This is a genomic window from Nonomuraea rubra (assembly GCF_014207985.1).
GTDB lineage: Bacteria > Actinomycetota > Actinomycetes > Streptosporangiales > Streptosporangiaceae > Nonomuraea > Nonomuraea rubra.
In genome coordinates, this window is sequence record NZ_JACHMI010000001.1 from 11,659,918 (window position 1) to 11,685,916 (window position 25,999).

20 protein-coding genes and 1 riboswitch are annotated in these 25,999 nt (G+C 72.8%); of the genes, 8 read left to right on the forward strand and 12 right to left on the reverse strand.

Features of this window, described 5'->3' with window-relative positions:
- From HD593_RS53335 to HD593_RS53355, 5 genes are read right to left on the reverse strand one after another with little or no spacing between them, the layout of a single operon-like run.
- Nucleotides 1-303 (reverse strand): WXG100 family type VII secretion target, encoded by a 303-nt coding sequence (locus HD593_RS53335; RefSeq protein WP_185110477.1) that lies wholly within the window; start codon nt 301-303, stop codon nt 1-3.
- A 6-nt stretch (nt 304-309) separates the two neighbouring features.
- Nucleotides 310-906 carry a hypothetical protein gene (locus tag HD593_RS53340; protein ID WP_185110478.1) on the reverse strand — a complete coding sequence of 199 codons (597 nt, stop codon included), beginning with the start codon at nt 904-906 and terminating at the stop codon, nt 310-312.
- Complete coding sequence (locus HD593_RS53345) at nt 899-1,582, reverse strand: hypothetical protein (RefSeq protein WP_185110479.1); 684 nt, start codon at nt 1,580-1,582, stop codon at nt 899-901. Before HD593_RS53345 ends, HD593_RS53340 begins: the two co-directional genes overlap by 8 nt.
- Nucleotides 1,582-1,875, reverse strand: a complete 294-nt coding sequence (locus HD593_RS53350; RefSeq protein ID WP_185110480.1) for a hypothetical protein — start codon at nt 1,873-1,875, stop codon at nt 1,582-1,584. The genes HD593_RS53345 and HD593_RS53350 overlap by 1 nt, the downstream gene beginning before the upstream one ends.
- Entirely contained in the window at nt 1,868-3,139 is a 1,272-nt protein-coding gene (locus HD593_RS53355; protein ID WP_185110481.1) for a protein kinase family protein, read from the reverse strand. The genes HD593_RS53350 and HD593_RS53355 overlap by 8 nt, the downstream gene beginning before the upstream one ends.
- 510 nt (nt 3,140-3,649) lie before the next feature.
- Between HD593_RS53355 and HD593_RS53360 the strand changes: the two genes are divergently transcribed.
- The 3 genes from HD593_RS53360 (at nt 3,650) to HD593_RS53370 (ending at nt 7,358) form a co-directional block, all read left to right on the forward strand.
- Nucleotides 3,650-4,261 carry a hypothetical protein gene (locus tag HD593_RS53360; RefSeq protein WP_185110482.1) on the forward strand — a complete coding sequence of 204 codons (612 nt, stop codon included), beginning with the start codon at nt 3,650-3,652 and terminating at the stop codon, nt 4,259-4,261.
- Nucleotides 4,262-4,437: 176 nt separating this feature from the next.
- Complete coding sequence (locus HD593_RS53365) at nt 4,438-5,931, forward strand: M28 family peptidase (RefSeq protein ID WP_185110483.1); 1,494 nt, start codon at nt 4,438-4,440, stop codon at nt 5,929-5,931.
- Nucleotides 5,932-5,981: 50 nt separating this feature from the next.
- On the forward strand, nt 5,982-7,358 hold the full coding sequence (locus HD593_RS53370) for a M28 family metallopeptidase (protein WP_185110484.1): 1,377 nt from the start codon (nt 5,982-5,984) through the stop codon (nt 7,356-7,358).
- 77 nt (nt 7,359-7,435) lie between these two features.
- Here HD593_RS53370 and HD593_RS53375 read toward each other — a convergent pair whose 3' ends face one another.
- The gene (locus HD593_RS53375) at nt 7,436-8,941 is read right to left on the reverse strand and encodes a M28 family peptidase (protein ID WP_246547230.1); all 1,506 of its coding nucleotides are present in this window, start codon (nt 8,939-8,941) and stop codon (nt 7,436-7,438) included.
- Nucleotides 8,942-9,054: 113 nt separating this feature from the next.
- Nucleotides 9,055-10,002: a DNA polymerase domain-containing protein gene (locus tag HD593_RS53380; RefSeq protein WP_185110486.1), complete on the reverse strand. Its 948-nt coding sequence runs from the start codon at nt 10,000-10,002 to the stop codon at nt 9,055-9,057.
- Between the two features lie 57 nt (nt 10,003-10,059).
- Nucleotides 10,060-10,155, forward strand: a riboswitch (TPP riboswitch).
- Between HD593_RS53380 and thiD the strand changes: the two genes are divergently transcribed.
- Entirely contained in the window at nt 10,149-10,952 is an 804-nt protein-coding gene (thiD, locus tag HD593_RS53385; protein WP_185110487.1) for a bifunctional hydroxymethylpyrimidine kinase/phosphomethylpyrimidine kinase, read from the forward strand. Its footprint overlaps the riboswitch before it by 7 nt.
- A gap of 7 nt (nt 10,953-10,959) precedes the next feature.
- Complete coding sequence (locus HD593_RS53390) at nt 10,960-11,625, forward strand: TenA family protein (protein WP_185110488.1); 666 nt, start codon at nt 10,960-10,962, stop codon at nt 11,623-11,625.
- On the opposite strand, the gene HD593_RS53395 is transcribed toward HD593_RS53390, so the two are convergent.
- The 3 genes from HD593_RS53395 to HD593_RS53405 form a co-directional block, all read right to left on the reverse strand.
- A complete protein-coding gene (locus HD593_RS53395; protein ID WP_185110489.1) occupies nt 11,614-13,737 on the reverse strand; it encodes a carbon starvation CstA family protein in 2,124 nt (707 codons plus the stop codon). The two genes, HD593_RS53390 and HD593_RS53395, sit on opposite strands and share 12 nt — an antisense overlap.
- 3 nt (nt 13,738-13,740) lie before the next feature.
- Nucleotides 13,741-14,082, reverse strand: coding sequence for a hypothetical protein (locus tag HD593_RS53400; RefSeq protein WP_185110490.1), 342 nt, complete (start codon nt 14,080-14,082; stop codon nt 13,741-13,743).
- A 116-nt stretch (nt 14,083-14,198) separates the two neighbouring features.
- Entirely contained in the window at nt 14,199-17,942 is a 3,744-nt protein-coding gene (locus HD593_RS53405; RefSeq protein ID WP_185110491.1) for a S8 family serine peptidase, read from the reverse strand.
- 163 nt (nt 17,943-18,105) lie between these two features.
- On the opposite strand from HD593_RS53405, the gene HD593_RS53410 reads away from it, so the two are divergent.
- Nucleotides 18,106-20,955 carry a helix-turn-helix transcriptional regulator gene (locus HD593_RS53410; protein WP_185110492.1) on the forward strand — a complete coding sequence of 950 codons (2,850 nt, stop codon included), beginning with the start codon at nt 18,106-18,108 and terminating at the stop codon, nt 20,953-20,955.
- Here the strand turns inward: HD593_RS53410 and HD593_RS53415 are convergent.
- Together HD593_RS53415 and HD593_RS53420 are read right to left on the reverse strand one after the other, a co-directional pair.
- Nucleotides 20,952-21,602: a response regulator gene (locus HD593_RS53415; RefSeq protein ID WP_185110493.1), complete on the reverse strand. Its 651-nt coding sequence runs from the start codon at nt 21,600-21,602 to the stop codon at nt 20,952-20,954. The genes HD593_RS53410 and HD593_RS53415 overlap by 4 nt on opposite strands.
- On the reverse strand, nt 21,599-22,810 hold the full coding sequence (locus tag HD593_RS53420) for a sensor histidine kinase (protein WP_185110494.1): 1,212 nt from the start codon (nt 22,808-22,810) through the stop codon (nt 21,599-21,601). The genes HD593_RS53415 and HD593_RS53420 overlap by 4 nt, the downstream gene beginning before the upstream one ends.
- Before the next feature lie 165 nt (nt 22,811-22,975).
- Here HD593_RS53420 and HD593_RS53425 point away from each other — a divergent pair, with 165 nt between their 5' ends.
- Both HD593_RS53425 and HD593_RS53430 read left to right on the forward strand, forming a co-directional pair.
- On the forward strand, nt 22,976-24,982 hold the full coding sequence (locus tag HD593_RS53425; RefSeq protein WP_185110495.1) for a GxGYxYP domain-containing protein: 2,007 nt from the start codon (nt 22,976-22,978) through the stop codon (nt 24,980-24,982).
- Nucleotides 24,983-25,002: 20 nt separating this feature from the next.
- Nucleotides 25,003-25,986: a DUF2332 domain-containing protein gene (locus HD593_RS53430; RefSeq protein WP_185110496.1), complete on the forward strand. Its 984-nt coding sequence runs from the start codon at nt 25,003-25,005 to the stop codon at nt 25,984-25,986.
- Nucleotides 25,987-25,999: the final 13 nt, after the last annotated feature.

A 25,999-nucleotide genomic window follows, 5' to 3' on the forward strand; every position in this document is an offset into this window, starting at 1 on the left:
TCACGCTCCCGCGCCGCCGCTGAGCGAGGCGTCCAGCTCGCGGTGCTTGGCGATGGCCGTCTTGAGGAACTGGCTCATGCCCTCCAGGCCCTGCATGACCTGCCTGGCGCCGTTGTTCCACTGGTCGTAGTCCTGCTGGAACTTGCCCGAGGCCCGCTCGGTGACGAAGTCGCTGCTGACGAGCTGGTCGATCATCGCCTTGAGCTGGGTCAGCCGGCTCTCGATGTCCTCCTTCTCCTTGTTCAGCCGGGTGGCGCTGTTCTCCACCTGCGGGAAGCTGAGGTGATGGGTCCCACCTGCCATGACGGTTCACTCTCCTTGGGGGTCGGACCAGGCCAGGGTGGCGCTGATCGCGTCGAACAGGTCGAGCATGGGCTCGGCCAGGCTGAGGTGCGGGCTGGTGAGCACCAGGTCCAGCACGCCGTGCCCGCCGGGCACGGGGATGAGGGTCTGCATGACCACCGAGTCGAGCTCGCCGGTCTCGACGCCGGTCACGCGTACGGCACGGCCCGCGTCCAGCTCCACGATCTCGACGCCGCGCCAGCCGGGCGTGCCGGGCCTGGGCGGCACGGCGACGATGCCCGAGGCGATCGCCTCGACCGTGTTGCCCTCGGGGTCGGAACGGCCCCGCGTGTGCAGGACCATGAGGGTGGCCAGCACGGTGCCGGCGTCCTCCACGTGGTCGGTCATCGCCGCGCCGAAGATCGCCCCGTGCCTCGCCGCCAGGTCGGCGACCTCGCGCAGCACCTTCAGCAGCACCGACCGGTGCGGGGCCAGCTCCGGCGTGGCCGCCACGCGGGCGTCCACCAGGCGGGCCAGGTCACCGGTACGGCCGGCGCGCCAGACGTCGAACTCGTACCAGGAGTCGGGCACGCGCACGGTGAACCCGAAGGGTAGATCAGCCATCGGTCAGCTCCTCCATGAAGGCGTCCACGGGTTCGGGCGCGAGCGTGACGTCGTCCACCCGGACGGCGCGGCCCGGCACGAGCCGGGGTGCGGGCTGCTCGACGCCGCCGACGTTGACGGCGCCGACCTGGCGGCCGTCCGGCAGGACGATCCAGCCGCCGACGACCGACGCCCCGCGGACCTGGCCCGTCGCCCGGTACAGGCCCGACGGGCGCTCCACGACGGGCGCGGTGAAGCGGAAGGCGTCCTCGCCGAGCACGAGGTTGCCCATCGCGCCGTCCTCGTCCAGGTCGGCGGTCATCAGGGCCTTGCCGCCCTTGGGCGCGGTGAGCGTCACGCGGTTGTCGCGGGCGTCGCCCGACATCCAGATCTCGCGGCGGCCGTCACAGAAGTAGCCGATGGCCTTGCCCTCGCGCACCGAGAGGGCGACGAGCCCGCCGCCGGAGGACACCCGCCCGGCGAAGTCGGCCTTGTCCGGCGTGGGGTCCTCGCTCCGCTGGGGCGCGGCGGCCTGTCCCGTCGGCGTGGAGTCCGGGCTCTGCCCGGGTGGCTCCTCGATGAACACGGCCCGCGCGCCGGCCGGGGCCGCCGGCCGGTCCGTCAGCGCGAACACCAGAGACACCGCGACCGTCGCGATCACGACGCCGGTGAGCACGCCGAGGCCGAGCGCCTTCATCACGAGCCGCCCGTGCTGGTCGAGAGCGAGTCGGCCAGCGAGCCGTCGAGCGTGCCGGTGCCCTCGACGAGGGCGTCCAGCAGGCCTGCCGCGCGCTCCAGGAGCTGGTTCATGCGCTCCCGGTTGTCGGAGGACTCCTCGAAGAACCTCCGTACGGCGTCGTCGACCTTCTCCGACCCGGTCTTCGCGTCGAGCGCGCCGGCGTTGCCGCCGTCCAGTGCCGCGCGGATGGCCTTGAGGTCCCGCGAGACGTTCGCGGCCTCCTGGCGGTTCGCGGTGAATTCCTCAGCCATTGCTCGTCTCCCCCTTGATGGCCTCGAACGCGCGCCAATCCCGATAGACGGTCTCGATGATCCGGGGCACGCTGCCGCGGCCCTCCATGCGCAGTTGCAGCCGCACCGGCCGGCCCTGGCCGTCCACCTGCAGCGTGAACCGCACCGGCCCCTCGGCCGGCAGGCCCGCCCACGCGTCCTGGCCCTCCTCGCCCCTGACCCGGTGGGCCGGGGCGGAGCCGCGCAGCGTGCGGCCGTTCGTGCCGGCGGGCTCGCTGGTCACGTTCGAGCCGGCCGCGTCGATCAGGCCCTTGATGGTGCGTGGCGAGCTGAGCTCCCGGACGGTGCCCGCCGTCCGCTGCGCGCACGGCTCCACCGGCGGATGGTCGGCGTCGAACGCCACGCCGCCCGCCACGCCCCTGCTGCCGACGAGGGCCACCGGGGTGGGGCGTGGATCGTTCCCACAGGTGAGTTCCATGTCGTACGACGTGGCTGGCGTGCCCGGGTCGAAGCTCAGCCGGCCCTCGGCCACCGCCTGCCCCGTCGCCGGCGTCTCCTCGATCACCTGGCGGAACGTGGCCGTGCGCCGGCCGACCGCGCTCAGCACGTCGCTCGCGCGCGGCTGCGTCCCGCCTTCCCGGCCGGAGATCATGATCACCGCGCCTGCCGCCCCCGCGACGAGCGCGATGCCGATGGCGATGCCCGTGAGGTACGCCGGCCTGCGCCAGAACGGCGTGGGTACGACCTGCTCAACGTACGGCGCCGGCTCCTCCGGCCTGGTCCGCCGCTCGGCCTCCAGCAGCAGCTCGTGTGCCGTGGCGCCCTGGGCGGCGCCGGAGTGGCCGAGCAGGATGCGTACCAGATCGACGGCCGACGGGCGGGAGGCCGCGTCGGAGCGGCGGCACTCGCCGATCACCGCGCGCAGCGCGGGGAGCAGCCGGTCGAGGTCGGCCCCGTCGTCGGGCTCGCGGCCCGTCGCCGCGAACACGACCACGCCGGCCCAGTCCTTGACGTCGTGGGCGGGGAACAGGCTGTCGCGCGGCCCTGGCGCGAAGAACGCCTGGCCGCGCGGCCCGATCAGGACGTTGGCGGGGGTGAGCCGCAGCCCCGCGATCCCGCCCAGGTGCAGCCTGGCCATGGTGGCGGCGGTGCCGAGCGCGAACAGGTAGAGCGCCTCGTCCTTGAGGGGGCCCGCCGTCCTGACGGCAGCGGCGAGCGTCTGGCCCTTTCCCAGGTAATCGCGCGGCCGCAGGGCCAGGCCGTCGCTCCATCCCTGAAATTCCATCGCCATCCCCGTGGCAGCCGGTCAGCGCGGCAGGGCACGCTCGAAATCCGCCTTCGCGCAGGTCAAGTGGCGTTTTTCGATGTCGGTGCGTGCTGTTGTCCGACAGGTTGTACGCGGTCGGGCGGGGACGGGTTCAATCGAATTCGCGAAAATCCTTCTCGCTTCCGGGAACCGGCATGGGTTCAGCCGGGGACCGCTGTGAAGAGCTCGTTTCGGCTGATGCGGTTCCGGTCACGGCGGTGGGCCGGGCAGGCGGCCGCGCCACTTCCGAGCACGACCGGCGCCGCGCCGCACTCCGGCTCACGGACAGCGGGCACGCGTTGCCGGCGGGGGCGCGGGCGTGGCAGCGCCGGTCGTTCGCCGAGCTGACCGCCTCCTGGGACGAGCCCGACCGGGTCCGGTTCGCGGCCTACCTGGAACGGCCGGCCGACGAGGTCGGCGCCCAGCTTGACCTTGACGCGACGTCAACGTTTCTAATCGCAGGCGAGGCCGCCGACAGGAAGGAACGTTATGTTGCGGGTCGCGCTGCGGATCGTGGGGTTCGAGCTCAAGGGCCTGGCCGCCATCGGGCTGTGGGTCCTTCGCCGCCGCAGGCAGGGGGTGCCCGAGGGCGCGACCGTCGTGACGTACGCCAGGGAGCAGGCCTTCGTGCTGACGTTGTTCGCGTTCGCCATGGCGGTCGAGACCGTGGTGATCGACCTGCTGCTGGTCGCGCTCGGGGTGCCGGAGTGGCTGCGGTTCGGGGTGCTGATCGCCGACCTGTACGGCCTGCTGTTCGTGGCCATGATGGCCGCCGGCTGCGCGACCAGGCCGCATGTGGTGACCAGTGACGAGGTGTGGATCAGGTACGGCGCCTACTTCGAGGTGCGCGTGCCCCGTGACCTCATCGCCGCTGTGCGGGCTGGGGGGTCGTACAACGAGGACAGCATGGTCGCGGTCAAGGACGGCAGGCTGACCGTGGCGGTCTCCTCGCGCGTGAACGTGGCGATCGAGCTGGCCGAGCCGCTCACCGTCGTGCGACCGCTCGGCAGCCGGGCCGAGGTGAGCTCGATCCGGTTCTTCGCCGACTCGCCGGACGTCGTCCTGGCGGCACTCCGGACCGGCGAGGCCGCCCGCCCGTAGCGCGGCCTGGCGGCGCCTCTCAGCGGGACGCCCGTGACGCATCCCGCACCCGGCCCTAGGCGAACCCGATTTGCGGCGTTACGTTCCAGTGAGCACCATCTCGGGATCTTCCACCCTCGACCTCGGATGGAGGCGCCGCCATGCTCTTATCCAGCCGACGCGCCTGGACAACCGGCATGAGAACACTCATCGTCGCGGCGATCGTCACCCTCACCCCCACCACCCTGGCCACCCCGGCCGCCCGGGCGGCAGCGCCGCCGGACATCCCGCTGGCCAACGTCAAGGCCCACCTGACCGAGCTCCAGTCCATCGCCACCGCCAACGGCGGCACCCGGGCCCACGGCCGCCCCGGTTATCTGGCCTCGGCGAACTACGTCAGGGCCCGGCTCGACGCCGCCGGCTACACCACCACCCTGCAGTCGTTCACCTACAACGGCGCCACCGGCTACAACGTCATCGCCGACTGGCCGGGCGGCGATCCGAACGACGTCCTCATGGTCGGCGCGCACCTCGACAGCGTGACCGCCGGGCCGGGCATCAACGACAACGGCTCCGGCAGCGCGGCCATCCTGGAGACCGCGCTGGAGGTGTCCCGCCAGGCCTTACAACCGTCCAAGCACCTGCGGTTCGCCTGGTGGGGCGCGGAGGAGCTGGGGCTGCGCGGCTCGCAGTTCTACGTGAGCAACCTGCCGGCCGCCGAGCGGGCGCGGATCAAGGGGTACCTGAACTTCGACATGGTCGGCTCCCCGAACGCCGGCTATTTCGTGTACGACGGCGACAACTCGGACGGAACGGGGTCGGGGCCGGGCCCGGCCGGCTCGGCGCAGCTCGAGCGGACCCTCCAGGACTACTTCACCTCCATCGGCGTGCCCACCCGGGGCACCGACTTCGACGGGCGCTCCGACTACGGGCCGTTCATCGCCGTGGGCATCCCGGCGGGCGGCACGTTCACCGGCGCGGAGGGCATCAAGACCGCCGCCCAGGCCACGCTGTGGGGCGGCACCTCCGGACAGGCGTTCGACGTCTGCTACCACCGCGCCTGCGACACGACCGCCAACGTCAACGACACCGCGCTCGACAGGAACGCCGACGCCATCGCGTACGCGGTGTGGACGATCGGCACCGCCGTCCCGCCGGTGACCGTCTGGTCGGACCCGTTCGAGACGGCCACGGGCTGGACCGTCAACCCGAACGGCACCGACACCGCCACCACCGGCCAGTGGGAGCGCGGCGACCCGGAGGCCACCACGTCCAGCGGCGCCAAGCAGCTCGGCACCACGGTCAGCGGCACGAACGACCTGGTCACCGGCCGCCTGGCAGGCTCCTCGGCGGGCGCGTACGACCTCGACGGCGGGGTCACCTCGATCCAGTCGCCGCCGATCACGCTGCCGTCGGCGAGCACGCTGAACCTGTCGTTCTCGTGGTACCTGGCGCACGGCTCGAACGCCTCCAGCGCCGACTACCTGCGCGTGCGCGTGGTCGGCGGCACGACCACCACGGTGTTCAGCCAGGCGGGCGCGGCCGTCAACCGCAACGGCGCCTGGGCCACGGCCTCGGCGAGCCTGAACGCGTTCGCCGGCCAGACCGTGCGCATCCTCGTGGACGCCGCCGACGCCTCCGGCGCCTCGCTGGTCGAGGCGGGCGTGGACGACGTCCGGATCACCCGATAGTTCCCCTGGCCGGGCCGCCGAAGGTCCGCCATCCGTTGTGGAGCCATGCCATGGCACTGTCACCACTCATCCGAAAATCGGCCTTGCCCTTCCTCGCCGCCGTCCTGCTCGCCGGGGTGCTGACCCCCGCCGCCGAGGCGGGGGCGCCGCGCGACCCGGAGATCGAGAAGATGGTCCGGCAGGTGGACGCGCGCAACCTGGGCCGGATCATCGCCAAGCTGGCCTCGTTCGGCACCCGGCACACGCTGTCCAGCCAGGACGATCCTGTACGCGGCATCGGCGCCGCCCGGGACTGGATCCACGACGAGTTCTCCAGGATCGCCGCCACCTCCGGCGGGCGCATGACGGTGGAGAAGCAGTCGTTCGTCCAGCCCGTCTCGCCGCGCATCCCCGCCCCGACAGTGATCACGAACGTGGTCGCCACGCTGCGCGGCACCCAGGACGCCGCCGCCGGCCGCACGTACGTGGTCAGCGGCCACTACGACTCCCGCTGCAGCGACGTCATGAACGCCACCTGCGACGCCCCCGGCGCGAACGACGACGCCTCCGGGGTGGCGGTCGCCATCGAGGCCGCCCGGGTCATGGCCACCCGCACGTTCGACGCGACCGTGGTGTTCATGGCGGTCGCGGGAGAGGAGCAGGGCCTGTACGGGTCCGCGTACTACGCCCAGCGGGCCAAGCAGAACAACGTCGACGTCCAGGGCATGTTCACCAACGACATCGTGGGCAGCGCCGACGGCGAGAACGGGCGGGACGCCGGGGCGGTGCGGGTGTTCTCCGAGGGCGTGCCCACCTCGGAGACCCCGGCCCAGGCCGCCGTCCGCCAGTCGGTCGGCGGCGAGAACGACGGGGTGTCGCGGCAGCTCGCCCGGTTCGTGCACGAGACGGCCGGCCAGTACGTGCCCTGGTTCGACGCCCGCCTGTACTACCGCAGGGACCGGTACCTGCGGGGCGGCGACCAGATCCCGTTCCTGCAGCAGGGGTACGCGGCGGTGCGCTTCACGGAGGTGCACGAGAACTACCGGCACCAGCACCAGGACGTGCGGGTGGAGGACGGCGTGCAGTACGGGGACCTGCTGCGGTTCGTCGAGAACGACTACGTGGCGCGGGTGGCGCAGGTGAACCTGGCCGCGCTGGCGGTGCTGGCCCGCGCGCCGCGCTCTCCCTCGCGGGCGGCGATCGTGACGAGCCGGCTCACGAACGACACCGAGCTGCGGTGGGACGCCAACCCCGAGCCCGACATTTCGGGTTATGAGGTGGTCTGGCGGGACACGACCGAGCCGTTGTGGACCCACTCCCGCTTCGTGGGGAACGTGACCTCGTACACGGTGGAGGGCCTGTCGAAGGACAACTTCCAGTTCGGGGTGCGGGCGGTGGACAAGCAGGGACATCGCAGCCCCGTCAGCCATCCGGCCCCCGCGAGCTGAGTACAGGCGTCCGGCCTCGCGAGCCGAGCGCGGCCCGGGTGGGCGGGCGCACCGCCCGCCCACCCGGTCACAGATCGTCAGCCGGTGGCCGACTCCGCCGACAGGGCGGCCGCCGCCTGGGGCGCCGTCCTGGGCGGGATGCCGCGCAGGTTGAAGGCGAACCGGGCGACCGAGTCCGCGATCGCATCCGAGTCCACGTCCAGCGCCGTGTGGTTGATGTTGGCGATCGTGTCGCACGCCTGGTGGTAGCAGACGTCGTACGCCACGCCGGCCGTGCCGCCGAACAGCGCCGCCTCCTCGGGCGTCTTGAGGCCCTCGGCACCGGTGAAGATGCCACCGGACGGGATGCCGACGGCGATGAACGGCCCGTAGTCCGAGCGCCCGTCGAAGTCGGTGCCGACGGTCGGCAGCGACCGGGAGCCGAAGAAGGCCTCGAACCGCTCCTCGATCTCGTCCGAGCCGGGCGGTCCAGCGGGCGACCCGACGCCGTCCGAGTCGTCACCGTCGTACAGCTTGTACGCGTAGTTCGGCGAGGCGATCATGTCGAAGTTCAGGTACACCCTGATCCGGTCGCGCTGCGCCTCCGACAGGGAGGCGACGTACTGGTCGGACCCGAGCAGCCCGACCTCCTCGGCCGCCCAGAACGCGAAGCGCACCTTGTTCTTGGTCGGGACGAGCGCCATCTCCTCGGCGATCTCGATGAGGGCCGCGCTGCCGGAGCCGTTGTCGTTGATGCCGGGCCCCTCAGGCACGCTGTCGAGGTGCGCGCCGACCATGACGACGTTGCGCGGGTCACCGAAGCGGCTCTCCGCGATCACGTTGTCGTTGGTGCCGAGCACGAGGTTGGCGTCGACCTTGAGCCGGACGGTGGCGCCGGCCGTGGCGGCCAGCTCGTTGCCCACGGCGAAGCTGGAGAACACCATGGGGATCCCGGCCCGCCACTCGCCGATGTCCAGCGGGAAGGGGTCCGTACGCCCCGGCTGGCCCTCGTTGAAGACGATGATCCCGGACGCTCCGGCCTGGCCGGCGTTGACCACCTTGTTGACGAAGGGGCAGGTGCCGCGCTGGATGAGCGCGATCCGGCCGGGCACGAAGCCCGCGAAGTCGGACGCCTCGCAACCACTGGTCGAGCTGGGCGCCGGGGTCGGCGGCAGGGTCAGGTCCACGCCCTGGACCTGGGCGGTCACGTCACCGGCCGGGGAGGGCTGGAAGGTGACGAAGTCGGTGCCGGGCACGTACGACTTCGTGGTGGGCGCGGTGAGGTCGAGCACGGGCGGGCTGTTCTCGCTCCAGCTCTCGACGAAGTTGATCGGCTGGCGCGTGACCTTGTAACCGGCCCTGCGCAGCTTGCCCTCGACATAGGCGACGGAGGCGTCGTAACCGGGCGTGCCGACGGCGCGGTTGCCGCCGTTGGCGTCGGCGATGGCCTGGAACGCGTCGAGATGCTTCTTGACGTTGGTGCCCTTGACCTTCTTGACGAGCACCTTGGCGAAGGCGTCGTCGAGGCCGCCCGCGTGCGCGGGCACGGCCATGGCCAGGGGTAAGGCGAGGGTGGCGATCAGAACGGTGATGATTCTTCGCATACAGGTCCCCATGGGTTACCAGGAATGCGGCATTTCCCCCCGAGGCGCCGCTGCCCGAACGTAACCCGGCGAACAATCACCGTGAAGACCCACTATGTGGCAAATTCGCGACATCACTCCGTACGGCGGGCGCGGGCCCGCCGCTTGCCCTCGTGCATCGCCTGCACGCGGGCGATCGGGATCGTGTGTCCCTCCTCGACGAGGTCGGCGGGCAGCCGCTGCGGCGCCGGCATGTGCTCGGCCCACGGGTCGCCGTCCTTCAGCAGCCCCGGCGCGGTCCGCACGGTGAAGTCCCGCGGCGACACCCGGTCCAGCTCCGACCACGCCAGCGGGAACGAGACGGGCACGCCGGGCCGGATGCGCGGGCTGTAGGCGGCCACCACCGTGGCCCCGCCCGCCCGGGTGGAGTCGAGGAACACCTTGCCCTCGCGGTCCTCCCGGATGAACGCGGTGGTCGCCAGCGCCGGGTCCAGCCGCTCGGCCCGCGCCGCCAGCGCCCGGGTGGCCGCCGCGAGGTCGTCCATCGCCGTGCCCGCCACCACGGGCACGAACACGTGCACCCCCTTGGCGCCGCTCGTCTTCACCGCGCCCGCCAGCCCCATGTCCTCCAGGGCCTGCCGGACCAGCAGCGCGCCGCGCACCGCCAGCGAGAACGAGTCGTCGTGCTCGGGCGGGTCGAGGTCGAGCACCAGGTGGGTGGCGTGCTCGCCGGCGAACAGTGCCGGGTGGTACTCCACCGCCCGCTGGTTGGCGAACCACAGCAGCGTCTTCCTGTCGTCGCACAGCGCGTACGTCACCTGCCTGCGCGACGCCTCCGCCCACAGGGACACCGACCGCACCCAGGCGGGGGCGTACTTGGGCAGGTTCTTCTGCATGAACGGCGCCTGCCCTGGGCGCACGCGGACGACCGAGAGCGGGCGGTCGCGCAGCACCGGGATGATGCGGTCGCGGACGGCGTCGAGGTAGTCGACCAGGTCGCGCTTGGTGGCGTCGGCACCGTCGAACAGCGGCTGGTCCAGGTTGGTCAGATCGACCCCGTCACGCGTCTCATCAGCGGCCACCCGCCCTACGATGCCGATCCTCGAACGTGTGGTCAACAACGACCCCTGTTACAGTGGGCCCTTGACGCGGGGTGCCCGGAAGGCCGGGCTGAGATCACACCCGTCGAACCTGATCTAGTTCGGACTAGCGAAGGGACGTCGCAGCCGTGAGCGCTGTTCCCAAAGTCCTGTCCATCGCGGGCACCGATCCCAGCGGCGGTGCCGGGATCCAGGCAGACCTGAAGACCTTCTCCGCGCTCGGCGCGTACGGCATGACCGTCGTCACCGCGCTGGTCGCGCAGACCACCACCGGCGTGAAGGGCATCCACGAGGTGCCGGCCGAGTTCGTCGCCGAGCAGCTCGACACGCTGCTGGCCGACGTGCCCGCCGACGCCGTCAAGATCGGCATGCTGGGCAACGCGCCGCTGATCAAGGCCGTGGCGGCGGCGCTCGACACGTACCGGCCCGAGTACGTCGTGCTCGACCCGGTCATGGTGGCCAAGAGCGGCGACCGGCTGCTGCCGGCCGACGCGGTGGCGGCACTGCGCGAGACGCTGCTGCCCCGCGTGCACCTGATCACCCCCAACCTGCCGGAGGCGGCCGACCTGCTCGCCGAGAAGCCGGCCGGGAGCCTGGCGGAGATGCACGAGCAGGCGCAGCGGCTGCGGGCGCTGGGCGCGCGGCAGGTGCTGCTCAAGGGCGGCCACCTCGACGGCGAGACGTGCGTGGACGTGCTGGCGACGCCGGAGGGCACGGTCGAGCTGGCCGCGCCCCGCGTGGACACGAAGAACACGCACGGCACGGGCTGCACGCTGTCCTCGGCCATCGCGGCGCTGCGCCCCCGCCACGACGACTGGGAGGGCGCGGTGCGGGCCGCCAAGACGTACCTCACCGAGGCGCTGCGCGCGGCCGACAGCCTGCACGTCGGCCACGGTCACGGTCCTGTCCACCACTTCCACGCCATCTGGTAGGTCCTGCATGTTCTGCGACGACATCTGGCAGCGCACGGCCGGGCTGATGCGCGCCATCCACGAGCACCCCTTCATCGCCGCCCTCGGTGACGGCACCCTCGACCGCGAGCGGTTCGGGTTCTACATGGTGCAGGACGCCCGCTACCTGGAGGCGTTCTCCAAGGCGCTGGCCACGGCGTCCGTGCGGGCCGGCGACGCCGGCGACGCGGCGTTCTGGGCGCAGAGCGCGCACACGGCGCTGGTGGCCGAGCGGATGCTGCACGCCGGGTACATCGAGGAGCTCGACGCCAAGGGCCCCACCTCGCCGACGTGCCTGGCGTACGCGTCGTACCTCCAGGCCACGGCCCTGACCGCACCGTACCCGGTGGTCGTGGCGGCGGTGCTGCCGTGCTTCTGGATCTACCAGGACGTCGGCACGGCGCTGCTGGAGCGCGTCGGCGACACCGCCGGCCACCCGTACGGCAAGTGGATCTCCACCTACGCCGACCCGGGCTTCGCGGCCTCCGTCGAGCAGGCCAAGGCCATCGCCGACCGGCTCGCGGCCGCCGCCGGCCCGGACACCCGCGAGGCGATGGCGCAGGCGTACTGCCGGGCGGCGGCGTACGAGTGGATGTTCTGGGACAGCGCGTGGCGGCGCGAGAGCTGGCCCACGGAGCGGTGGCTAACCGCTTGACGAGGCCCTGGCCATCGCCTCCTTCTCCTCGCGGGTGGCGATGAGCCCGGCGGGGGCGTAGAGCTTCGACTCCTCGAACGGCGCCTCCGTGTCGGGCAGCGGCTCCTGCGCCCGGATCGCCTTGATCCACACCCGGGCGGCGTCGACGATCACCACGATGATCAGGATCGCGAACAGCGCCGCCAGGATGCCGTCCACGGTGGAGTTGACGACGATCTGCTGCATCGCGCCGGTCGTCTTGGCCGGCGCGAGAAGCTGTCCCTGGTCGAGCGCGGTCTGGTAGCGGTCACGCTGGGCGAAGAAGCCGAGCCCCGGGTCGGGCGAGAACACCTTCTGGTAGCTGGCGGTCAGCGTGACCGCCACGTCCCAGGCCAGCGGCACGCCCGTCACCCAGGCCCATTTCAGCCGCCCGCTCTTGATCAGCAGGGTCGTGGCCACGGTCAGCGCCACGGCGGCCAGGAGCTGGTTGGCGATGCCGAACAGCGGGAAGAGCTGGTTGATGCCGCCGAGCGGGTCGTTGACGCCCTGGTAGAGGAAGTAGCCCCAGGCGGCCACGACCACGGCGCTGGTCGCGACCAGCCCCGGCCACCAGCTCACCCGCGCGATCGGCTTCCACAGGTTGCCCAGCGTGTCCTGGAGCATGAACCGCCCCACGCGCGTGCCGGCGTCCACGGTGGTGAGGATGAACAGCGCCTCGAACATGATCGCGAAGTGGTACCAGAACGCCTGCAGCGCCGCGCCGCCGAGGAAGCCGGAGAAGATCTGCGAGATGCCCACGGCCAGCGTGGGCGCGCCGCCCGTCCTGGCGATCAGCGTCTCCTCCTGCACGGCCGCGGCGGCGGCCCGCAGATCCTCCGGGGTGATGACGAAGCCCATGTTCCTGACCGCCTCGGCGGCGGTCTCCACGGTCGGGCCGAGCACGCCCGCCGGGGCGTTCATCGCGAAGTAGAGCCCGGGGGTCAGCACGCAGGCCGCCGTGATCGCCATGATGGCCACGAACGACTCCATGAGCATGGAGCCGTAGCCGATCATCCGGACCTGGGTCTCCTTCTGGATCATCTTCGGCGTCGTGCCCGACGAGATCAGCGAGTGGAAGCCCGACAACGCGCCGCAGGCGATGATGATGAACACGAACGGGAACAGCGACCCGGCGAACACCGGGCCCTCGCCGTTGAAGGCGAAGTCGGTGAAGGCCGTGGTCCGCAGCGGAGGAGCGGTGATGGCGATGCCGATGGCGATCAGCACGATGGTGCCGATCTTCATGAACGTCGACAGGTAGTCGCGGGGCGCCAGCAACATCCACACGGGCAGCACGGCCGCGACGAACCCGTACGCGATCAGCCACAGCGCCAGCGCCGACGGGCTCAGCGTGAAGAACGGCGCCCAGCTCGACTCCTGCACCCAGCCGCCCGCCACGATCGCGAGGATCAGCAGCGCGACGCCGATGACCGTGGTCTCGACGACCCTGCCCGGCCTGATCACCCGCAGGTAGAAGCCCATGAACAGGGCGATCGGGATCGTCATCGCGATCGAGAAGACGCCCCACGGCGACTGCGCCAGCGCGTTCACCACGACCAGCGCCAGCACGGCCAGCAGGATGATCATGATGGCGAACACCGCGATGAGCGCCGCGGCCCCGCCGACCGGCCCGATCTCCTCGCGGGCCATCTGCCCGAGGCTCCTGCCGTTGCGGCGCATGGAGAAGAACAGGATCACCATGTCCTGCACGGCCCCGGCGAAGATCACCCCGGCGATGATCCAGATGGTGCCCGGCAGGTATCCCATCTGGGCCGCCAGTACGGGCCCCACCAGCGGCCCCGCCCCGGCGATGGCGGCGAAGTGGTGGCCGAACAGGATCCGGCGGTCGGTCGGCTGGTAGTCGATGCCGTTGTCGAGCCGCTCGGCAGGGGTGGCCCTGCGGTCGTCGGCACGCAGCACCTTGCGCACGATGAAGCGGGCATAGAACCGGTAGGCGATGGCGTACGAACCGAGCGCGGCGCACAGCAGCCACACCGCGTTGACGTTCTCGCCCCTGGACAGGGCGAGCACCGCCCACCCCACGGCGCCGACGATGGCCACCGCCGTCCAGATGATGATGGAACGCACCTTCACCGATTACCTCCCGTAGTGAGGGCCATATATGGGGCGCCCCAGGCAGCAGCGCAGACCGGCGTCCGGCGGCAGATCGGAGACGAAGCGCCGCCAGCGCCACAGCGGGCGGCAGTCGATCGTGACGGGGAGGTCGGCGAGATGCAGCCAGGCGGTCGGATGGGCGTACGCCAGGCCGGTCGGCCCCAGCGGGCGGGCCCGGCGGGGCAGCTTGGCGCGGCTCAGCGCCCTGACCGAGAACTCCCCCGCGTCCGCGCAGCAGAGGCCGGTCACGTGCCAGTCGAAGAAGACCACTTCTCCGTCGCGGAGAGCTTCACGGGCTGCGGAGGTGAGCGTGATACGGGACATCTGGGGCTCCTGAAGATCAGGCAGCTCAGAATTAACCCGGGCCTTACCCGCTGTAATCACTTCCGAAACAACAGAAGCGCCCCCCGATTTCCGGGGGGCGCTCCTTCGTCAGGACGTCACTGCTTCCACGGCTCGAAGTACGCCACCGTGGCGAAGTCGACCTCCAGGGCGAACGGAGGCGTGCCGCCGGTCCCGCTGGCGCCCGTCACGAAGATCCGGACCCCATCGGCGCCGGTCGCGTCCACGGCCAGGCCGTGGGCGTTGTCGGAAGCGCCGACCGCGCCGTCGTAGCGGCCGACCCAGAGCTGCTCGCCGCTCCCCGCGTCGTACGCGACGGTCACGTAGTCCGTGCCCTTCGCCTGGTCGTCGGCGCTCTGACCGGCGATGACGACCTTGCCGCCGTCCGGCGTCACCCTGACGGCCCAGGCGTAGTCCTCGTTCCTGGCCTGCCCGTCGAAACGCTGCACCCAGGACCGCTGCCCGGTGGCCGCGTCGTAGGCGAGGGTGGTGAAGTCGGATCCGGTGCCCTCGCCGGTGGTGTTGCCGGTGACGTACAGCCTGCCCCCCGCGAGCGTCAGGTCGTGCGGGGTGTCGCTCTCGTGCCCGGGGCCGTCGTAGCGGTCGGTCCACAGCTCCTTTCCGGTGGTGACGTCGTACGCGATCGTCATCACGTCGCTCTGGGTGTCCTGCGTCTCGATGCTGCCCGTGACGTAGACGGCCCCGGCGTCGGCGGCCATGCCGGAAGGCACGTCGATGCGGTTCGCCGGGCCGTCCTGCCTGGCCGTCCAGAGCTGCTGCCCGGTGGCGGCGTCGTAGGCGACCGTGCCCCAGTCGGACAGGCCGGTGCCCTCCTCGCCCTGGCTCTGACCGCTGACGAAGAGCCTCGTGCCGTCGGGGGTCAGCTCGATCACGCGGGCGTCGTCGGTGCCCTTGCCGGGGCCGTCGTAGCGGGCCTGCCACTTCTCCTTGCCGTCGGCGGTGTCGTAGGCCGCGACGAAGTAGTCGGCCTCGCCGTTGTCGCCGACCGTGGTCATGCCGGTGACGTAGGCGGTCCTGCCGTCGGGTGCGACCTTGACGGCGTTGGCGTGGTCGGAGTGCGCGTTCGCCGCGGTGTAGCGGGCCGTCCAGAGCGGCTCGCCGGAGGCCGCGTCGTAGGCGAGCGTGACGGCGTCGGTGCCCGTCTCGGTGCCCGCGCTGATGCCCGCCACGAGCAGCTTGCTCCCGTCGGGGGTCAGCTCCAGCGCGAACGGCTCGTCGTAGTTGCCCGCAGGGCCGGCGTAGGTCCTGCTCCACAGCTCCTTGCCGGTCGCGGCGTCGTAGGCGACGGTGGCGATGCTCGGGCTGAGCAGGCCGGGCGTGGCGCCGTAGCTGGCGCCGGTCACGTAGACCCGCTTGCCCGCGGGGTCGTTGACGATGAACTCGGCGCTGTCCTGGCCGCCCGCGACGCCGTACGTGGCCGCCCACTTCTCGGGCACCGGGCGCACCACGACGGGCGTCCGCACGGTGTGCCTGCGCTCCTTCCAGGTGAGCTGCCCGCCCACGTAGGCGTTCATGGGGGCCGTGGTCCGCGTGAACGTGACCGTGAACGACTTCGTCTGTCCCGAACGCAGCGTCAGCCGGCTCGGCGACACCTTGACGTCGATCCCGTCGAGGCCGGTGACGGAGGCGGTGTACGTGGCGGTCGAGCGGCCCACGTTGGTCACCTCGCGGGTCACCCGCTGCGTGCCGGGGAGCCTGCCGATGGCGATCGAGGGCACGTTCAGGTCGCTGGCGTCGAAGGAGCGGCCCTTGCCCGCCAGCGCGTCGCACACCCCGGGCTCGACGGCGCCGGTGCTGCCGCAGAGGAAGGCCGTCCAGTCCTCGATGCCGCTGTCGTAGACGAGGCCGGGGTCGGCGGCGCTGTTCGGGGTGACGTGCCCGGCGCCCTGGCCGAAGATGACCGACGGGTCGGTGGACGGGCCGTCCTTGACGTCGGAGCCGCTGGTCATCAGGGCCGACTTGATGGCCATCGGGGACCAGCGCGGGTTGAGGTCCTTCAGCAGCGCGGCCAGCCCTGCCACGTGCGGGGCGGCCATGGAGGTGCCGCTGGAGACGTTGAACTCCAGCCCGTTCGCGCCCGGCGGCGCGTACGCGGCCAGGATGTCCTGCCCGGGGGCGATCAGGTCGGGCTTGAGCAGGTCGCCGCCCGCCGCCTGGAGCGGGCCGCGCGAGGAGAACGCGGCCACGTACGGGGCGGGGACGTCCGTGGTGATGCTCGCCTGCTCGACCGTGGCCGTGGCCCCGGCCGTGGCGGCGTAGTCCTTGACGGCCTGCCGGTCCCCGACCGCGAGATGCACGGTGGGGATGGGGTGCAGGTCGGCGTTGAGCGAGTTCTCGTCGGTGTTCGCCAGGATCACGCCGAGGCCGCCCGCCTCGGAGACGGCGACGCTCTTGTTGACCCGCGGCGTCGTGCCGCGGTCGCAGAGCACGATCTTGCCCTTGACCTTGGCCGGGTCCAGCACCGCCGTGCCGCCGTTGTCCCTGGCGGCCCAGCACTGCGCGGCCTTGACCGGGTCCGCGCCGGCCACCGCGGCCGCCGCGGCGTCGACGAGCGGCGCGGGCCCCGCCTTGGTGGCGGCCACCGCGACGCCGGCGTACGAGGCGCCGTTCCCGAGCGTCGCCGAGCCCTTCGTGCCGCGGTTGTGCGTGCCGGCCGCGACCGTGGTCACCCACGGGGACGGGTGCGCCACCGTGGCGGCCCCCGGCCCGTCGTTGCCGCCCGCCGCGGCCACGAACACGCCGGCCTCCGCCGCCGCCAGGAACGCCAGCTCGGCCGGGTCGAGCAGGTCCGTGCTGGTCCCCGAGACCGAGTAGTTGATCACGTCCACGCCGTCGGCCACCGCCTGGTCGATGGCGGCGACCAGGTCGGAGTAGTAGCCGTTCGCCGTCGAGGCGTCCTGCGTGGACCACAGCGCCTTGTACGCGGCGATCCTGGCGCGCGGCGCGATGCCGCTGATCTCGCCGAACGCCGCCGCCGGCCCCGTCACGGTCACGTCATGGTTGCCGCCCGCCGTGGAGGCCGTGTGCGTGCCGTGGCCGTTGTAGTCGCGCGGCGACTGGAACTCCCACGGGAGCTGCTCCTTGACGGCGGCGTCCCCGCCCCAGCCGGCGTTGAAGTGCCTGGCCGCGACGATCTTGCCGTTGCACAGCGTGGCGTCCCACGACTGGTCCGGGCTGCTCTGCGCGCAACCGCCGTGGAAGCCGCGGAGCGGGCCGTACCGCTTGCCACTCTTGTCCGGGTTGGCGAAGCTCTGGCTGCTCGCCCAGATGCCGCTGTCGATCACCCCGATGACCAGGCCGTCACCGGCGCCCCCGTCCTTCCTGCCGCCGGTCGGGCCGCCGAGCCGGTCCCACAGGCCGCCGCGGGCGTCCAGGCCGAGGAAGGCCGGGGTCGAGGAGGTCGCCACCGAGACCTTCCTGTCCTCGGTCACCGACACGACCTCGGGTAAGGCCCGCATCTTCGCCGCCTGGTCGGCGGTCATGCGCGCGGCGAATCCCTCGTAGGAGTAGACGTACTCGTAGAGCTTGCGGCCGCCCGCCTTGCGCAGCGCGGCGTCGTGGCGGCCCTTCAGGTGCTCGACGTACTCGGTCACCTCGGCCGAGCCCGTCTCGATCTTCTCGCCCTCCGCCGGCTTGGTCCGCGCCAGCCCGGCCACGTCACCCTCGTACGTCGCCACGGGCTCCGCGGCGAGCCGCACGAGATAGGTCTTCTGCTCCTCCGCGCCGGCCGCCGCCGTGCTCGGCCAGGCGAGCCCGGCCATCGCCAGCCCGGTCAGCGCGGCAGTCGCCACCAACCGTCTGGGGGATCTGGACAGATGCATCGTCGCCCCTTCATGCGTTCCGCGGGTAACGCGGATGATCGCCGACGCTAATCAGGGGCGGGCTGGGCCGGTATCCGTACTGAATACGGATTTATGGCGTCACAAAACGGAAATTTAACATCCGGTAGCCTGTTGCCGCTGATATCCGGTAGGGGGTGGCCGCTTGCCTCTGGGACCGGCCCCCTCGGGCTCGCTCTCCGACGTACTCGTCGGCCGCCGCTCCGAGCTGGCGCTGCTGCGCTCCGTCATCGGGTCACCGCCGGCGCTCGCCCTGGTCGAGGGCGAGGCGGGCATCGGCAAGAGCCGGCTGGTGGCGGAGCTGCTGGCCGCGCCCGACCTGGCCGGGACCCGGCGGCTCGTCGGCCAGTGCGAGCAGCTCCAGGAGCCGCTGCCGCTCTCGCCGCTGCTCGACGCGTTCCGCTCCGCGGGGGCCGGGCTGGCCCGGTCGGGCCTGCCGCTCAACCCCGTGGCCGGGGCGCTGGCGCCGCTGCTGCCCGAGATCGCCGAGCACCTGCCGCCGCCCCTCCCGCCGCTGCCCGACCAGCGGGCGGAGCGGCACCGGGTGTTCCGCGCGGCGGTCGCGCTGCTCGACCACCTCGGCCCGCTGGTGCTCGTGCTGGAGGACGTGCACTGGGCCGACGCCGGCACCCATGACTTCCTCGCCTTCCTGGCCGCCCACCAGCCGCGCGACGTGGCCGTGATCCTCACCGTACGCACCGAGGCGGGCCTGCTCCCCATCCGCGAGGCCTTCGCCAGGGCGCCGTCGGGCCCGGCCCGCACGATCAGCCTGGCCCCGCTGAGCCTGCCCGAGGTGGAGGAGCTGGCGGGCGGCGTGCTCGGGGCCGAGCTCCCCCGCACGTTCGCCGGCCCCCTCTACGAGAAGACCGGCGGCATCCCGTTCGTCGTGGAGGAGGTGCTGCGCACGCTGCTGGAGCGGCTGCCCGCCGGTGAGATCCCCGGCCGCCCCGACGTGCTGGCCGACCTGGCCGTGCCCACCGTGCTGCGGGACGTCGTGCTGCAGCGCCTGTCCTCGCTCGACGACCCCGCGCAGGAGATCCTGGGCGCCGCGGCCGTCATCGGCATGACCCCCGACGATCGCGTGCTGGCCGAGGTCAGCGACCGCAGCCCGCCTGAGGTGGCCAGGGCGCTGGCCAGGGCGCAGGCGGTGGGGCTGCTGCACGAGGAGGACGGCCGCTGCCGGTTCAGGCACGCGCTGGCGCGGCAGATCGTGTACGAGTCCGTGGCCGTCTCCGGGCGGCGCTGGCTGCACCTGCGCACGGCGCGGGCCCTGGAGTCCGGCGGCGGCCCCCGGCCGGTGGCCCGGCTGGCGCACCACTTCCTGCACGCGGGCCGCACCTCCGACTTCGTCGGCAACGCCGAGGCCGCCGCCGACACGGCACTCTCCCACGGCGACGACGCCACGGCCGCCCGCTTCCTGCTGCGGGCGCTGGAGGTCGGCGAGCTGTCCCGCGACGTACGCGTACGGCTGGCCGTCAAGCTCGCCCGGTCGGCCGTGGACGGGCTCGCGCACGCGGAGGCGGTGCCGATACTCGAGCGCCTGCTGGCCACCGAGCCGCTGCCCGCCCCGCTGCGCGGCGAGCTGCGCTTCGCGCTGGGCCGCCTGCTGCGCCAGCACGGCCAGGCCAGGGCGGGATACCTGCAGATCGAGCGGGCGGTCGAGGACCTCGGCGAGCGGCCCGCGCTCCTGGGCCGTGCGCTGGCCGTGCTGGCCGCGCCGGAGACCGTCGTGGACCGGCATGTCAGCGAGCACGCCGCCCGCTGCGACCAGGCGGAGCGGGCCGCGCACCGCAGCGGCGACCCGGACGTGGCCATCGCCGTCCGCATCACGCGCGCGAGCCTGCTGCTGGAGCAGGGCGACCCGGAGAGCTGGCGGCTGATCGACGCGCTGCTGGCCGACGACCGGCTGCGCGCCTCGCCCAGGGAACACGCCCGCGCCTGCCTCAACTGGGCCCAGGGCGCCCTGCACGCCGGGCGGCTGGACCGGGCCGAGACCCTGCTCGCGGAGGGACGGCGGGTGGCCGACGAGGCGGAGTACCTGCGGGTGGCGGAGGTCGTCTCGCTGGTGACGGCCGCCGTGGACCGCGCCGCCGGGCGGTGGGACGGGCTGGAGGAGCGGCTGCGCCGGCTGGGCGACACGTCCGCCACGTTCGCCGCGGCCTCGCTGGACTCGATGCTGCTGCGCGGGGCCGTGCTGGCCGCCACCGGCCCCGCCGAGCAGGCCGTCGAGGTCCTGCGCGAGGTGATCGCGATCGCCGGGCGGACGGGTGCGGTGTGGCCGCTCATCCCGGCCGAGACGACGCTGTCGCGGCTGCTGCTGTCGCTGGACGACGCCCCCGGCGCCGCCGAGCACGCCACCGCCGCCCTGGACCTGGCCCGGGCCAAGGGGAACTGGGTGTGGGCGGCCGAGAGCGTGTCGTGCCTGGTGGACGCCCTGGGCGGGCGCGGCGGCGCGGACGTGGTGGCGGAGCTGCGCGCCGGTCTCGGCGTGGCCGACGCGCCGCTCGCGCAGGCGGCGCTGCTGACCGCCGAGGCCGCGATCGCGCCCGCGGACGACGCCGGCCGGCTCCTCGACGAGGCCCGGATCCTCCTGCGCAAGGCCGGGCTGCGGTACGAGGAGGCGCTGGCCGGGGAGCGGCTGGGGCGGTGGCACTGCGAGCGCGGGTCCGGCGACGGCGGGGCGCTGCTGGAGGAGGCCCTGCGGGCGTACGGGGCGATGGGGGCGGATCGCGACATCGCGCGGATCTGCCGCGTCATGCGGCAGAACGGGGTCCCGATCCCGTACCCCTGGCGGGGCGGGCGGCCCTCGCACGGCGGGACGCTGTCATCGCGCGAACGCGAGGTGGCGCTGCTGGCGGCGGCGGGGAAGACGAACCAGGAGATCGCCGACGCGCTGTTCCTGTCCAGGCGCACGGTGGAGAGCCACATCGCCAACGCGCTGCGCAAGCTGGGGCTGGCCTCGCGCAAGGAGCTGCGCACGTTCCCCGTGGACTAGCGGACGAGGCGGCTCTCCCACGCCCAGGCGACGATCTCGACCCGGTTGCGCATCCCGAGCTTGGTCATGACGGACGACACGTGGCCCTTCACCGTGCTCAGCGAGATGCGCAGCTCGGTGGCGATCTCCTGGTTGGTGCGGCCCCTGGCGATGGCGCGCACGACCTCGCTCTCGCGCTCCGACAGCGACGGGGTGAGCGCGCGGGCGGTCCTGGCGGCGGCGGCAGTGACGTGGCGCAGCAGGCGGAGCGTGATCGACGGGGAGATCAGCGCGTCGCCGGCGTGCGCGGCCCTGACCGCCTCGACGAGCAGCTCGGGCCCGGCGTCCTTGAGCACGAAACCGGCCGCGCCGCCCCTCAGCGCGCCGTAGACGTACTCGTCGAGGTCGAACGTGGTGACCACGATCACCCGCAGCGGGTCGCGCGTGTCGGGCCCCGCCAGGGCGGCGGTGACCTCGATGCCGTCGAGCCCGGGCATCTGCACGTCCACGAGGCACACGTCGGGCCGCAGCCTGCGTGCCAGCGCGACCGCCTCCGCGCCGTCACCGGCCTCGGCGATCACCCGGATGTCGGGCTGGTCCTCCAGGATCAGGCGCAGGCAACTCCGGATCATGGGCTGGTCGTCGGCCAGCAGCACCGTGATGCTCACCGCCGCTCCCACCCACCGGCGCCGGCCGACGTGCGGCGGTCGGTGGACGATGTGCGGCGGTCGGTGGCCGACGTGCCGCGGGCGGTGGCCGACGTGCTGCCGGTGGTGGCTCGCTCGGGAAGGGGCAGCCTGGCGTGCACGGTCCAGCCGCCCTCCGGACGGGGGCCCGCCGACAGCGTGCCGCCGAGGGCCTCGGCCCGCTCGCGCATCCCGACCAGCCCGTAGCCGCCGCCCAGCCGGCCACGGTTGCGGTGGGCCGGCGGGGCGTCGTCGGTGACCTCCACCACCAGCTCCTCGTCCTCCTGCGTGACGCTGACGGTGACCGCGCTCGCGCCGGGGGCGTGGCGGGAGATGTTGGTCAGCGACTCCTGGACCAGCCGGTAGACGGTGCCCGCCACCTCGGAGGGCCACGCCGGCTCCCCGTCGGGCAGCCGCAGTGCCACGGGCGGCCCGCCGAAGTGCGCGACCAGCTCGCCGAGCCGCTCCGCCGGGCCGAACGCCGCGGGCCCGCCGGGCTCGCGCAGCAGGCCGACGACGCGGCGGGTGGCGGCCAGCGCGTCGGACCCGGCGGCCTCGATGTCGGCGAGGGACCCGGCCACCCGGCCTGGGTCCTTGCGGGCGACGAGCTGCGCGGCCTGGGCCTGGAGCACGACGCACGTGACGTGGTGGGCGACGACGTCGTGCAGCTCCCTGGCCAGCTCCAGGCGTTCGGACCGGCGTACGCGCTCGGCCGCCGCGGCCCGGCGGGCCGCCAGCCACCGTGGCCCCAGGCCGCCCGCGAGCGCGGCGAGCCAGGCCCCGAGGTTCAGCGCCAGTACGGCGCTGTGCGGCGACCCGGAGAACTGGCTGCCCAGGGCGACCGCCAGCCCGCCCGCGCCGACGCCGGCGGCGGCCTGCGGCACCGGCAGCCTCCGGAGAGCGGAGCCGACCAGCACGGACAGGGCGAGAGCCACCCCGGGCCCCGGCTCGGCGGGCAAGCCGAAGAGCCGCGCGACCACGATGGCCACCGCCGCGACGGCCAGCCCCGCGACGGCCGTCCACAGCCGGGCGCGGCGGCGCAGGAGGGCCAGCACGCCCACCACCGTGCCCGCCACGCAGCCGGCCACCCAGTAGCCGCCGCCCCAGCTGTCCACGATCCGGTAGGCCCACTCGGCGAGGACCACCGCGAACGCGACGCCGAGCCCGGCGGCCTCCCACCGCTCCCTCATGCCACCCACGGTAGGCGCCCGGCCACGAACGCAGTACCGGCCGAAAGTATGGTTCGACCCTTTCGGCGGGTTTTACACCATGGACAACATTCCGTCACGTTGTTACGTTCACGATGACAACGCTGTCATTCCTGGTCTCCCCCCGACGAGGAGCAGTGAACGCCCATGGTGTCCCGACGTACCTTCCTGCGGGCGAACGGCCTGGCCCTCGCGGCCGGCGGGCTCGGAATCGCCCTCCCCGCCCAGGCCACCGCCGCCGCGGCCCCCCTCCTGCCGGGCTTCGGCCGCCCCACCCGCCTCGACTTCGCCGACGTCAGCACCCTGCACGGCGACGACCAGTTACTCCTGACCACCCTCCAGGGAGTCGTCAACCGCCGCCGCCCCCGCCTGTACTTCAACTACGGCCCCGAGAACTACGACACCGCCTGGCTCGACGGCACCGGCGCCCGGATCACCCGCCACGACCGCCCGCTCGACCTGATCGCCCGCTACCGGGGCGAGGCCCGCGGCGCGATCCTGCACGACCCGGCCGTCCCCGACTCGGTGAATGTCGCCACCACCCTGGCCGGGCTGGAGAACGCCGTCGCCGCCACCGCCGAGCAGGCCGCCGAGCACGGTTTCACGGTCCTCACCGACCTGCGCGGCCGCTTCGACCCCGGCGACGTGCTCGCCACCTACCGCTGGCAGCTCGAGAACCTGTTCCCCCGCTGCACCAAGGCCCTGCTCAGCGGCCTGCCGCCGACCAGGACGGTACGCGTCGAGGACGTGCGCTGGCGCGAGGTGGCCAGGGAGACCGAGCGGATCAGGGACTCCTCGAACCGGCAGGTACGCACCTTCGACCTCAGCCAGGAGCTGACCGGCCAGGACGGCGTCTACCTGCGCTTCCAGGACTCCCTGGGCGACGACGGCTGGGGCGCCTCGGTCGGCTCGGTCGTGGTGAAGGCCGACGGCACGCAGATCGCCTCGTTCACCCCCGGCACCGACGCCGAGACCCCGTACCTCTTCGACGGCCTCAACTCCGCCATCGGCGGGGACGCCAACCGCTTCGCCGACGGCGGCAACTACTTCATCTACCGCTTCACCGCCCCCGCCGGCACCCGCCAGCTGCTCGTCGAGGTGGACCTGTGGAACCAGTTCCTGGTCACCGCCACCACCACGGCGCCCACCCGGGTGGAGCCCTTCCCCTACTTCCGCGACTACACGGTGGCGATGCGGGCCATGGTGTTCTGGCTGCCGCCCAGCGGTGAGACGGGCGCGCTGCTGGATGAGATCCTGAGCGAGGTGCGGCCCACGACGCCGTACGCGGGCTGGTTCTCCAACGACGTGGCTGGCGAGTGGGGCGGGGTGGACCGGGCCTCGCAACACGCCGTCGAGGTGGTGCCCGCCGACTACTACATGAACGCCACCGTGCACGCGGGCGTCCAGGCCAGGGTCTCCGACCGCGTACGCCCGAGACCGCGCACCACGCTGCGCGATCGCGTCTACCTGACGCTGACCGTGGGCGAGGGCGACAACATCCAGTACTGCCAGCGCAGGATGCGCCAGATCTGGGACGACCCCGCGCGCGGACAGGTGCCCACCAACTGGACGGTCAGCCCGCTGCTCGCCGAGATCGGACCGGCGCTGCTGGCCTACTACCAGCGCACGGCCACGGACCACGACCTGCTGATCGCGGGCCCGTCCGGCGCGGGCTACACCTACCCCGGGTCGTGGCCGCGGGACGCCCTCGACGCCTACACCGCGCTGACCGGGCGATTCCTGCGCCGCACGGGAATGGACCTGGTCTACGCCTACAACCATCGCAACGCGGCGGGCGACGGCTGGGTGGCGTTCGACGAGCGGATCGCGGCCTCGTACAGGAAGAACACGCCGCTGCGCGGCATCATCCAGTCGTGGGAGACCGGCGACCTCCAGGCCGCCCCCGCGGGGCTGCCCCTGATCGGCAACTTCTCGCCGCAGGGCAAGGCGCAGGAGTACCGGGACACGCTGGTCAGGCACATCGAGGGCTGGGACGGCGGGCGGCCGCTGTTCATCGCCGGCGCGGTCAACGCCTGGAACTGGGCGCCGGGTGACATCGCGGAGCTGGGCGAGCTGCTCGGCGACCCGTTCGAGATCGTCCGCGGTGACGCGTTCTTCGAGCTGCTCGGCGAGGTAATGAACAACCGGGCCTGAAGGGCGGCGTGGAGGCGGCGATGCGGGATGAGCAGGACGCGACGGTGGAGTGGTACCGGCGGTTCGCCACGCGGGAAGCTCGCGGCGCCTCGCCCCTCTACGAGCGGCTCGCCGCCGGCGTCGCGTCCGACCGGGAGGTGCTGGGCCTGCTGTTCGAGCTGCCGCCGGCCAAGCGCCAGCCCAACCTGCTCTTCGCCGCCGCCCGGTACGTCAACGGGGTCCCGTCCGGCTACGACGACTTCCGCGGCTCGCTGCTGGAGCACCGGGACGCCGTCGTCGCGACGATGCTCGCCCGGCGCACCCAGACCAACGAGCCGGCCAGGTGCGCCGCCCTGTACCCGCTGCTCGCGGCGCTGCCCCAGCCGCTGGCACTGCTGGAGGTGGGCGCGTCGGCGGGGTTGTGCCTGCTGCCCGACCGGTACGCCTACGACTATGACGTACCCGGTGGTCATGTGACCGGTGCCGTGGACAGCCCGCTGCGCCTGCGCTGCCGGGTCGAGGGCGTGCCGCCGCCGCACCTCGCCCGGCCCGGCCCGATCACCGTCGCGTGGCGGGCGGGCATCGACCTCAACCCGCTCGACGTCACCGACCCCGACGACGTCCGGTGGCTGCGCACGCTGGTCTGGCCGGAGCAGCGGGAGCGGCTGCACCGCCTGGAACTGGCGATGGAGCTGGCGCGCCAGGACCCGCCGCGCATCGTGCGCGGCGACCTGAACGACCGGCTCGCCGAGGTGGCGGCGCAGGCGCCGCCGCACGCGACGCTCGTCGTCTACCACACGGCGGTCCTCTACCTCGTGCCCGAAGAGGGCAGGGCCGCGTTCGCAGCCCTGCTCGGGCGGCTCGGCTGCCGCTGGATCTCGCAGGAGACCCCGGGCGTCCTGCCGCAGGTCGCCGCCCGCCTCCCCCTGCCGCCGCCGGCGGACACCACCATGTACGTGCTCGCCCTGGACGGGCGCCCGGCGGCGTTCTCCGCGATGCACGGCGGCCGGCTGCGCTGGCTGTGAGAGCCGGGCTGTG